This is a genomic window from Bradyrhizobium sp. NAS80.1 (assembly GCF_001908205.1).
Classification (GTDB): domain Bacteria; phylum Pseudomonadota; class Alphaproteobacteria; order Rhizobiales; family Xanthobacteraceae; genus Bradyrhizobium.
In genome coordinates this window covers 1-9952 of the sequence record NZ_LGHL01000231.1, presented here as the reverse complement: position 1 = coordinate 9952, position 9952 = coordinate 1, and the positions used below count along the sequence as shown (strand labels likewise).

General features: G+C 58.9%; 12 protein-coding genes and 3 pseudogenes. 11 read left to right on the top strand and 4 right to left on the bottom strand.

What is annotated here, in order from left to right; genetic code table 11:
* The 6 genes from AC629_RS47930 to AC629_RS38605 form a co-directional block, all read left to right on the top strand.
* The coding region (locus tag AC629_RS47930; protein ID WP_210419174.1) for a hypothetical protein at window positions 1–486 on the top strand (486 nt) is incomplete at its 5' end.
* Between the two features lie 568 nt (window positions 487–1054).
* Window positions 1055–1216, top strand: a complete 162-nt coding sequence (locus AC629_RS38620; RefSeq protein ID WP_502693088.1) for a hypothetical protein — start codon at window positions 1055–1057, stop codon at window positions 1214–1216.
* A gap of 20 nt (window positions 1217–1236) precedes the next feature.
* Complete coding sequence (locus tag AC629_RS38615) at window positions 1237–2124, top strand: alpha/beta fold hydrolase (RefSeq protein WP_084809935.1); 888 nt, start codon at window positions 1237–1239, stop codon at window positions 2122–2124.
* Complete coding sequence (locus tag AC629_RS38610) at window positions 2121–2885, top strand: alpha/beta hydrolase (protein WP_245332130.1); 765 nt, start codon at window positions 2121–2123, stop codon at window positions 2883–2885. The genes AC629_RS38615 and AC629_RS38610 overlap by 4 nt, the downstream gene beginning before the upstream one ends.
* A complete protein-coding gene (locus AC629_RS49380) occupies window positions 2857–3060 on the top strand; it encodes an alpha/beta hydrolase fold domain-containing protein (RefSeq protein WP_502693086.1) in 204 nt (67 codons plus the stop codon). The genes AC629_RS38610 and AC629_RS49380 overlap by 29 nt, the downstream gene beginning before the upstream one ends.
* A 296-nt stretch (window positions 3061–3356) precedes the next feature.
* Window positions 3357–4292, top strand: coding sequence for an SDR family oxidoreductase (locus AC629_RS38605; protein ID WP_084809934.1), 936 nt, complete (start codon window positions 3357–3359; stop codon window positions 4290–4292).
* A 17-nt stretch (window positions 4293–4309) separates the two neighbouring features.
* On the opposite strand, the gene AC629_RS47925 is transcribed toward AC629_RS38605, so the two are convergent.
* Window positions 4310–4651 carry a hypothetical protein gene (locus AC629_RS47925; RefSeq protein WP_210419173.1) on the bottom strand — a complete coding sequence of 114 codons (342 nt, stop codon included), beginning with the start codon at window positions 4649–4651 and terminating at the stop codon, window positions 4310–4312.
* 161 nt (window positions 4652–4812) lie between these two features.
* Window positions 4813–5049 (bottom strand): annotated as a pseudogene (locus AC629_RS38595) (transposase); the annotation flags it as partial.
* 219 nt (window positions 5050–5268) lie between these two features.
* On the opposite strand from AC629_RS38595, the gene AC629_RS38590 reads away from it, so the two are divergent.
* The 3 genes and pseudogenes from AC629_RS38590 to AC629_RS38580 form a co-directional block, all read left to right on the top strand.
* The gene (locus tag AC629_RS38590; protein ID WP_210419172.1) at window positions 5269–5652 is read left to right on the top strand and encodes a c-type cytochrome; all 384 of its coding nucleotides are present in this window, start codon (window positions 5269–5271) and stop codon (window positions 5650–5652) included.
* A 353-nt stretch (window positions 5653–6005) separates the two neighbouring features.
* Window positions 6006–6571, top strand: a pseudogene (locus tag AC629_RS38585) (peroxiredoxin).
* 90 nt (window positions 6572–6661) lie between these two features.
* A pseudogene (locus tag AC629_RS38580) lies at window positions 6662–7152 on the top strand (IS5 family transposase); the annotation flags it as partial.
* A gap of 115 nt (window positions 7153–7267) precedes the next feature.
* On the opposite strand, the gene AC629_RS50025 reads toward AC629_RS38580, so the two are convergent.
* Both AC629_RS50025 and AC629_RS50020 read right to left on the bottom strand, forming a co-directional pair.
* Window positions 7268–7549, bottom strand: a complete 282-nt coding sequence (locus AC629_RS50025; RefSeq protein ID WP_084809933.1) for a LysR substrate-binding domain-containing protein — start codon at window positions 7547–7549, stop codon at window positions 7268–7270.
* 7 nt (window positions 7550–7556) lie between these two features.
* Entirely contained in the window at window positions 7557–8168 is a 612-nt protein-coding gene (locus AC629_RS50020; RefSeq protein ID WP_084809932.1) for a LysR family transcriptional regulator, read from the bottom strand.
* A gap of 128 nt (window positions 8169–8296) precedes the next feature.
* Between AC629_RS50020 and AC629_RS38560 the strand changes: the two genes are divergently transcribed.
* Window positions 8297–8872 carry a cysteine hydrolase family protein gene (locus AC629_RS38560; protein WP_084809931.1) on the top strand — a complete coding sequence of 192 codons (576 nt, stop codon included), beginning with the start codon at window positions 8297–8299 and terminating at the stop codon, window positions 8870–8872.
* A gap of 164 nt (window positions 8873–9036) precedes the next feature.
* Entirely contained in the window at window positions 9037–9618 is a 582-nt protein-coding gene (locus AC629_RS38555; RefSeq protein ID WP_143199778.1) for a hypothetical protein, read from the top strand.
* Window positions 9619–9952: the final 334 nt, after the last annotated feature.

Below are 9952 nucleotides of genomic sequence, written 5' to 3'. Positions count from 1 at the left end.
CTTAAGCTAGCACGTGGCTTCAACTTAGACGACGAACTGAAGAATGTAATTCTAGCCGTGTCTCGATCATTCGCGTTTTTACACAGCCAGGGTCATTCGCGACGGGGCCGGGCCAGCAGCAAGTCCGGCAATGTCCCTTATGCCGCCGGAAGCGGAAGTAACTTCAGAGCATTAGAACAAGTCGATTTGGTCGGTCAAGCGGTGCGCACCGCTTCCGGGCCATTTCAGCCGAAAATCCCCAGATTTTCCAATGTGGTGAGGTCAGACGACGGAGACGAGCGAGCGAAATCTGCCCAAACGGAAGGCCCCGTCCTAGCTAAGTTTCTCAGTCGCGGCGCGCTCTACGGTTGCTTGAGTTCAAGGGTCTTGGAAGGCAGCTTCGATCGATCAGCGATCTCGAATTTGCAGCTGCTCCAAAGCTCCTCGGCGCACTTCTTGTCGATCTTCCACGATGAGGCTCATGCGGGCCAGAACGCCTGTTGCTGAATTTTCACACGATCGCTTTCAACCGGCGCGCCTCGGCCGCTTTGACCTAGCGATCATCTCCGTCGCGATCTCCCGGCGTCTTGCGCCAAAGTATGCCTCTCGGTGGTCCCCGGCGCATATTGCGATCACATTGCTCATGCGGTCTTCACCTTCGTTAGCCAGCGCCAGGATGCGGTGGCACTCAAGATAGATTTATAGATTTCCCCATTTTCGCACCTAAAGCCCGGCACCCCGCAGTATTCGCGCTTGCCTGCGGCCCGACGTTTGACGGCCTCCCTCACCTTGGGATCACGGACGTAACGTTTGCCGGTGTAGGTCTCTTGAGCAGGCCGATCTGATCCGAGGTCATCGACCGCATCTGAAAGTGCAGACCGCAGCAACAGCTCGTCACAAGTTAGGGCGAGGCAGCGATTAAGCGGCGAGGCCTCCGCGTTGAACTGATAAGCAAACTCTCAAAACCTTATCAGTGGCCGAGAACCGACTGCGCTGATCGGGGCGGCGGTGCCGCGTTGATAGCTCTCGATAGGGCCCGCTCGCTGACCGGAGAAAATAGCGAGGCTGGGCGACCTTGGAATGGGAATGCTGCCTGAAGGACCAGGAGGACGGCGCGCGTGAAGGCGCGGCCTTCATTCGGGACCACGTGATACGCGTCACGGACAAGATCTTCGACGATTTCGCCGGAACGCCGCTCAGCACCGCTCAGATGAACACGATCCTCGGCATCGCCTAATTCTCTCCAAGGAAAGCATCATGGCAGACACATTTGCAGCGGACCTCGCGTCCGAAGGCTTCGCACATCGCTATGTCCGCATCGACGGACAGAAAATCCACTGTTCCATTCGGGGTGAAGGTCGCCCCATTCTGCTGATCCCGGGCTGGCCACAGACCTGGTACGCCTGGCGTCACGTCATGGTCGCATTGGCCGAGAACGGGTTTCAGAGCATTGCCGTCGATCCTGTCGGCACCGGCCACTCCGCCAGACCAGAAAGCGGCTACGATACGGGGACGGCCGCTCGCCTCCTGCATCAAGTCATGATCGAGCTCGGACACAGCCGTTACGGTGTTGCCGGGCATGACGTGGGCATGTGGGTCGGTTACGCGCTGGCGAGCGACTATCCGGATGCCGTGGAGCGAATTGCGCTCACCGAGGCTGTCATTCCCGGCCTCGCCCCTGCGCCGCAGATCTTCGTTCCCCCCTCGGACAATATCTTCCTTTGGCACTTCATGTTCAACCAGGTCCTGGACCTGCCGGAATTCCTGACGTCGGGCCGGGAGAAGGAATATCTGAGCTTCATGTTCGACAAATGGTCCCACCGCAGGGACCGTGTCGCGGCGGATGTCTATGCTGCGGCCTACGGAACGCCAGGGGGAATCCGGGCAGGGTTTGCCTATTACAGGGCTATCCCCGAGACCATCCGCCAAAACCTGGAACGGGCGAATCGACCGTTGGCAATGCCCGTCCTGGCCATCGGCTCTGAATACGCGACCGCGGATGCACCAATGGAAACGCTGCGTCCCCACGCGACGGACTTGCGGGGCGAGATTGTCCGCGACTGCGGTCATTTCATCATGGAAGAATGCCCACACGAGTTCAATGCGCAGCTCGTTCCATTCTTCCTAGAGGGGATGTCCAGATGACGATCAACGCGAATATTGCCGCATTCCTGGCCCGCCCGTCCAGCGCGCAACCGGCTTCTCTGGAAGAGCTTCGTTCGGAAACCGATCAGGCCCTAATCGCCATGCAGGGTCCTTTGGAAGCTGTCGATAGGGTCGAAGACTTTGCCGTGGAAGTGGCTGAGTTCGGCATTCCTATACCGGTGAAGGCTTATTGGCCCTTGGGGACAAAGAACGGCGACACGCCGCCCGCCATTGTCTTCGCCCATGCCGGGGGATGGTGCCTTGTCTCGCTCGAGGTTTACGACAACCCCTGTCGCGCCCTTGCAAACGCGACCGGATGCGTCGTCCTCTCGATCGGCTACCGGCTGGCGCCGGAATATCCCTATCCGGTTCCTCTGGAAGATTTTTATCGGGCATTGTGCTGGGCCGCTGATCACGCGGCCCAGCTGGGAATCGACAAAAATCGAATCGTTGTCGCTGGCGATAGTGCCGGAGGAAATCTGGCTGCCGCGGCCGCGCTTCTATCGAGGGACCGCCGAGGCCCATCGATCTCCCACCAACTCCTTTTGTACCCGCCTGTCGATACGGATTTCCATACGAATTCCTACGTGGAGTTTGCCGATGGCTACTACCTGACACGTGATGCAATGCGATTTTGCTGGGACGCCTATCTTGGCGAGCAAGTCTCGGCGCCCCCCCGTCTACGCGGCACCGCTTCGAGGCGATCTATCCGGTTTACCGCCGGCGACAATCATGGTGAGCGAATACGATCCCTTGCGTAGCGAAGGCGAAGCATATGCGCGCAAGCTTCAAGAAAATGGCGTTCCGACCACCCTCGTCGTTCTCGAAGGCATGATCCACGCCTGCATCCACATGCTTGGCATCACGCCAGCGGCCAAGTCGCTCTTTGTCCATGCCGGTAAAGAGCTGCGCGCAAAATTCCAGCTGGTGACCTGAGACCCTTTTCTCCTCCAGTCTGAGGGAGAGTCCTGGGTCACGACCGCCGTAACAGCACCGGCAGGATGGCGACGGGATCAGCCAGTTGACGATGCTTTAGCTCATAGCATAACTACACATGTCGAAATGGCCGGCTTGGTCTGGGTTGGCCCAAGCCCTTTCCTGTCGTCAGGAAAGCTCTGGTCGTGCCGAACCAGCACGATCCCCGACAGTCCCGGCGCTCATGTGCGCTTTCCGGGCCTGATCGGTTGCTGTTGACAACGATGCTCCGACAGGCCGTTTTGAAGGAGCATCCCATGTCTGTCATTGACCGATCGAAACCCATCGTCGTCTTCCTGGCGGCCGGCGTACAAGGCGGCGCCGTCGCGCGTGCTGCACTCTCACGTGGTTTGAAGGTTCGCGCGCTCGTCCGTGATCGCAAACGCGTGCCGGGGCTGAACCTAGCCGGCATCGAACTGGCTGAAGGCGATCTCCATGACGTCGCCTCGCTGGGCGCCGCAAGTGCCGACATCGACCATGCTGTGCTTCAGCTTCCGATCGGCTCGACCGATGAGATGAAGACGCAGGCGGAAAACGCGTTGGCGGCTTTCACCGCGATGGGTGTGCGATCGTTCATCCTCAAGCTGGCCAGTGCTAGCCGGCCGCTGCCATGCGAGGAACCAAGCTTCGTCGCCAATCAGATGATCGAGGATGCCGCGCGGCGCGCTGGTCTACCTTTCGCAATCGTGCGACCGACCATGTATCTCGACAATTTGCTAAAACCATCGGCGCGCGTGGAGATCATGGAACGGGGCGTGTTCGCGCCGCCGATTCCGGCCACGCAGCGCATCGCCTGGACATCGGTCGATGATTGTGCCGAGGCCGCGCTGATGCTGCTGGAGCGCGGCGCGATGGGTGGCGATTACCGCATCGCCGGGCCGGAGAGCCTGACGGGCGACGAACTGGCCTCCCGCGTAAGCATCGGTATCGGCAGGACGTTCGTCTATCACGGCCAACCCCTCGATGAATTCGAGCGCGAGGTCGATGTCGCGATGGGCGCGGGCGTCGGCCGCCGTGTGGCATCGAAATTTCGCTATTTCGCTGCGCATTCCGACGATGCCGATACGATCTTAGCCGCCCCCTTTAGGCCGCAGGTCGGGCTTGAAGGCTTCACGCCGACCGCGGTGGCGTCTTGGGCGCTGGCAAACCGCGACAATTTCAACAGGGCTGGTGACACAGAAATGTCGCGCTAATCCTGAAACCCATTGCATTAGGCCTGCTTCACAAAGATATCGTGCCCGAGAGGGTTAAAGGCGTAAACGTAGTGATCATCACTATCGATCGTGGCCCGCCATTTCGGAACAAAACGGGGCACGCCCAGGATATCCGATTTTACGCCAGAGCTAGAGACCGCCACCAAGGTTCGGAGCAGGTTGCTCTTGGACCCCATGACGCGGACCTCCTTGTCCTCGACCTCTACCCGCCAGGCCCGCAGCCGGAGGTGGTCGCGGCGATAGCCGCCCCCATCGGCCCGCATCCGCGTTCGGGCCGCGTTGGCGAACTGGCGAAGCATCTGAGGCGTGACGGCCTGATGGGTTGCACTCTCAGGCATGGCCTGCGTCCGCTGAGCCGTCGGCCTAGGCCTGATCCCGAGTCGCCTTCATATCCGTGATGCGGTCCTTGAGTGCCGGATCGTCCAGATCGGCCACGCCCGCCTCGATCGCGTCATAGAGCCGCTTCAAGCGCAGCTCGGCCTCGGCCGCCCGCTTGTTCAACTCGACGATAGGACAGCCCGTAAATGTGCTTGAGCAGCAATAGCCCGATCATGAAACGGGTCTCGATCCCGGGCCGGCCATTCTCGCTGTAGAGTGGGGCGATCTCGCCGTCGATCCAGTCCCAATCGATCTTGCCGGCAAGCAGAACCAGCTCGTGCTTCATGTTGATGATCTGGTCCAGCCGCGCCCGGAACAGATCACTCGATCCCGTGGTCTTGTGCTTCTTTGGCCGCATCGTCCCCCTCCGATGCGCAACAGAATCATGGCTTGCCGCAAAAGGGAATCCGCAAACGAAATTGCAGGGTTTGGCCGCCTCCACCTTCCAATCCCTGCAATCTCAAACCCGCTCGAATCCGAAAAACAGACTCCCGCTCAATCGCTTAGAGCCTTGTTCACGGGCGACTAATTATAATATTTATGCAACATGGCCCGGTACCATTGGAGACGGAGCGCTATGAGGACAATTAAGGAAGGTTTCGTCGCCATGTTGGCGATAGTATTTTTTATGCCGTCAGTGTCCTTTGCGGCCAGCTCCAATGGGGAGCGAATTTTTTTGAACCGTTGCGCTATATGCCACGGAAAAGATGTTAAAGGCACAGGGCCTTTGGCTAATAAAAGCAATCCGCCGACACCTGATCTTACTACGCCGGCATTCAGGAAGCGTCTTTTCGATTATCCCGGCGTCATCGTATCATCCGTGATACTCCGCCCAAATGGGGATTTGATTCCAAAAACCTTGCGAGAAAACGGTGTAACGCTGCCTGCGTTCGCGTGGACAGTTAAAGATTTTCGCGATCTAAATGAATATTTGTCTGGTGTAATCTCAAAAACCAAATGATCGGAGGTGGCCGACCAGCTCGACGTCGGCAGTACTCATGAGGTTACCGGCGAGCAGTACTCATGAGGTTGCCGACGAGTGGCCGTCCTCGATACTCCGTCTCAACACCGTGAGCCCGTCGCAGATAATTAGAGCCCAGTCTCGCGGAATGTGAGCCCGAGGCAGATTATAGTCCCAGACAATCTGAGCCAGAAATTGCGATGACCTCAAGCCCAAACCCGGATAATCTTGAGCCGCTACAGCTAGGCGGCGTGGACGGATTGGGCCTGAGCGCAACATCGTAGCGGGGGCATTTCCCGACTGGCGCGATTGCACTAGGAGCCCCAGAGCGAAAATCATTGGAGTCTCGTTACGTGGAAAACGCATTCGCCGCTCCTGATTGGAGCACGCTTCCAGCGCCGCTTGATGATGGAGCGACCCGCCATCTAATTGGTGCTAGGCTGCCTTCCGTTTCCCTTGAAGCTACCGGCGGCGGGACGATTGACCTATCGGCGTTGTCCGGTCGGGTCGTTGTCTTTGCATATCCCATGACGGGAACGCCCGGCGTTGCGCCTCCTGACGGATGGGACATGATACCGGGTGCACGGGGATGTACCCCTCCTTCCGCGACCATTTTGACGAACTGAAATCTCTCGGCGTCGACCACCTCTTTGGCCTCTCCACTCAGTCTGCTGACGACCAGCAGGCGGCGGCTGAACGCCTTCACCTGCCGTTCGCCATCCTTTCGGATCAGCATATGAAACTGACGCGAGCCATAAAGCTGCCGACTTTTAAAGCCGGCGGCATGATCCTCATGAAACGATTCACGCTGATGATCTGCGACGGCACTATAGAACATGTTTTCTATCCGCTGTTCCCGCCAGACCGAAGCGCAAGCGAGGTGATCAACTGGCTCTCCGAAAGTCGTAATCGCGGGTAATTCTCCCTCTGACGGGCGCATGTCCGCCACAGTATCTGAAGTGACGCGCATGTTGTCGGTTGATTCAAGCCTGCCTTTTTGGAGACAGGCTTGAGCAGAGGCGATCTCACTGAAGCAGAATGGCGTGTCCTAAAGGGCTTGTTGCCGATCGAGCCCGAAAATCGTGGCCAAGGCAGACCGCCGGAGAAGAACCGATTGATCATCAACGGCATACTCTGCCGGCTCTGTTGCGGCGCTCCGTGGCGCGACGTGCCGTCCAAATACGGCAACGGGAACACCATCTATCGGCGGCTCCGGCGGTGGAGCGAAGCCGGGGTTTGGGAAACGGTGGCGGTGACGTTCGCGGAGATCATGGCGGACAGCGGCCACTACAGCATCGACAGCACCACAGTCCGCGCCCATGTTTCGGCAGTGGGCGGGAAAAGGGGGACTCATCGACGCGCTCTTGGCCGCTCGCGGGGGGCACCAATAAGCTTCACTGCCTGGCCGATGCCCTTGGAAGGCCGCTCGCCTTCATCCTGACAGGTGGCGAAGCGGCGGACTGCAAAGCATATAATGCCCCGATCGATCTGCCCGAACGCACAGCCTCCTCGGCATGGTGCATTTCGCCACCGCCAGATACTGGCTCAAATTTGTCCACGCCGCCTAGAGCCGGATCCAATCAGCTTGAAACACCCTGATCAGAGTGCGTGAGCTCTAAATCATGGCCTGTCCCGCCGCGAACGCCAGGAAATTTGAGGCGCTTGGCGAGGCAGCGTCGGCGCGGGCCAGGAGGACGATCTCGCTGCTAAGTGAGGCGGGATGCAGCGGAAGATAGCTCACGCTGTCGGCCCGCAAGCCCTTCAGGCCTGCCGGGACGAAGGCAAGCCCCAGGCCCGCTGCTACCAGGTTGAGGGTGAGCACGAAGCCCGGTGTCTCCTGAACGATGCGTGGCATTCTTCCGAGGCGGGAGAAGGCCGCTATGATCTGGTCGCGCAGCGTTTCCTCACCTTCGCGGCCGTGCGGTTGGCGGTTGGATCAGAGGCTCGTCGATAAGCTCGGTAAAGCTGACATTGCTCCGAGCTGCGAGCGGATGATGGGAAGGAACCGCAACGATGATCGCCTCGGAGAGAAACGATTGTGAGTGTAGTGAGTCATCAACGGGAATGGGTGCGCGAGTGAAGGCAACGTCGATCCGTCGCTCGGCCAGCGCCCCAAGGAGGTCGCTGGTCCGCCCCTGAAGGAAGCTCGTTTCCACACCCGGCCAGAGCGCGCGGGCTTGTTTGAGGAGCGCCGTGACAGGCGGAGCGAAGGCCGCCGACTCGACCAAACCGATCGACAGACGCCCTTTGCTACCCCGCGCTGTCTCCTGAGCGATATATGCCGCGCTTTGCACCCGCTCGAGGACCGCTTCGGCCTCTCGCCGGAAAGCCATCCCGGCCTCGGTGAGTTCAACGCGTCGACCGACGCGGCGCAGAAGCTCTACGCCGAGCTCGGCCTCCAGGGACTTGATTTGCTGTGTCAAGGCAGGTTGCGCGAGATGCAAACGCTCAGCCGCACGCGTCACATGCATTTCATCAGCAACGGCGCAAAAATAGCGAAGGTGACGGAGTTCCATACTGATACATATAAACGATCATTTGCGACTACTCAATATATTAGACTTATTGGTCTCCGACGTCGATATTGGCTGCGAAGGGAGCGGCGACCACCGCTCCCATTTTCCAACTTGGCCTTGCAGCGATTATGAACACCGCTTTCGTCGCGCTCGACTACATCGTCGACATCATGCATCCCGAGGGCAAAGTTGCCCGATCGGCAGCTCACGCCTCTTCCCGCGGGGTCATTGCCAAAGCTAACGAAGGACTTGCCATCGCTCGTGCCAAGGGCTGGCTCGTTGCGCTGGTGAAGGTCGGCTTTTCCCCTGACTATCACGAGCAACCCAAAGGCTCACCGATGTTCGGTCGCGCGCACGAGTTTGGCGCGCTAAAGCTCGGAGAGCACGGCGCCGACTTCCATCCCGACCTGATCATCGAACCGACCGATTTGATTATCAACAAGTCACGGGTCAGCGCTTTCTATGGCACGGCGCTCGAGCCCGCGCTGCGCGCCCGCAAGATAACACGACTTATCATCACTGGAGTTAGCAGCACCTGGGCGGTCCAGTCGACAGCACGTGACGCCCACGACCGCGATTACGAGGTCTTCATCCTTGAGGATGGATGTGCCGCAGCGGATGAACAGGATCACCAAAACTCGATGCAAGTGCTACGGTCCATCGCGCAGATGATCGATGTGGAAGCGCTACGTCACCTGCCATGATATCAATCGGCTGGCCGTGGCCGAGATTCATCGGGAGCTCCCTGGCCCGGGCCTTGCTGCTTCTCGCGCCCATTCTGATAATATCCTTGCTGACTAAAAATGAGATTTGGCTTCAAGCAGCGATCGTGGGACTCGCTTGCCAATTGACCCAGGAGCGCGCAGGCTTGGCGCCCTTCGGCATGCTCTTGCAGGGTCTGGTGATTATCGCGGGCTATATACTGCTCGTGTTTTCGCTGCGAGAACCTCCCCTCTTCGTCATCACCTGTACTCTGATGGCTGCCGGTGCCATTCGCCTCGATGCCGCCGGCCGCAAGCTTCGAACGATCGGCAACTTCACGTTCATTCCGTCCGTTTACCTCGCATGCGAAGTTGCCGACTTGCTTGCAAAAGGCGCGGACCCGACAACTTATGCCAGCTTGGTGCTAGCGCCGCTGCCCTACATGGCGGCCAGTTTGATGATGGCCATTTTCGTCGCGGGACTAGGGCATCTGATCCAACACCGACAAGACGACATCAGCATCGTTCGCCACTTCGCATGTATCGCGAGCAGCACCGACTTTGGAGCGCCCTCAGAGAATGGCACGACGGTCATAGCGGTTTTGGTCGCAGTTGCGTTGATGGCGTCCCTTGTTGAGTGGCAAGAGCCAGGGTCTGGTCAGTGGGCGATCTGGTCGGCGGTCAGCGTTGCCGCCGCGGAGGTAGGGACAAATCACCGGAAGTTCAGCAACCGTGCCTGCTGGCTGTGATTGCGGGCAGCGCACCGAATGCTGCGATATGGCATCTCCTCGCACAATTGCATGTGGATAAGCTGATCTGTTCACCGTTAGGCCGAATGTGCATCAAGACTTGCGTCATGTACACAGGTCGGTGTAATTGATCAATCACACGTGACGTCGTGCACTGTCGTGACAAGATGCGCCATCATTGCAGCTCTTTTTAACTGATTGGCGCGCGGCAGTTATGGAAAGCGAGGAGAAGTGTGTCTCTGATGAATCCGGTTTTTCTAGATACGCATCCAGCGTCTCCCATACAGGCGGCGCGTTCAAGCGAATGGGCATCCGCGTCACGGCCCGGCATCCG

Bases quoted from the DNA above. Each gene is read 5' to 3' on its own strand.
- AC629_RS38590 (WP_210419172.1), top strand. From the start codon at position 5,269: ATGAGGACAATTAAGGAAGGTTTCGTCGCCATGTTGGCGATAGTATTT.
- AC629_RS47925 (WP_210419173.1), bottom strand. From the start codon at position 4,651: ATGCCTGAGAGTGCAACCCATCAGGCCGTCACGCCTCAGATGCTTCGC.
- AC629_RS50020 (WP_084809932.1), bottom strand. From the start codon at position 8,168: ATGGAACTCCGTCACCTTCGCTATTTTTGCGCCGTTGCTGATGAAATG.
- AC629_RS38560 (WP_084809931.1), top strand. From the start codon at position 8,297: ATGAACACCGCTTTCGTCGCGCTCGACTACATCGTCGACATCATGCAT.
- AC629_RS49380 (WP_502693086.1), top strand. From the start codon at position 2,857: ATGGTGAGCGAATACGATCCCTTGCGTAGCGAAGGCGAAGCATATGCG.
- AC629_RS38605 (WP_084809934.1), top strand. From the start codon at position 3,357: ATGTCTGTCATTGACCGATCGAAACCCATCGTCGTCTTCCTGGCGGCC.
- AC629_RS38610 (WP_245332130.1), top strand. From the start codon at position 2,121: ATGACGATCAACGCGAATATTGCCGCATTCCTGGCCCGCCCGTCCAGC.
- AC629_RS38615 (WP_084809935.1), top strand. From the start codon at position 1,237: ATGGCAGACACATTTGCAGCGGACCTCGCGTCCGAAGGCTTCGCACAT.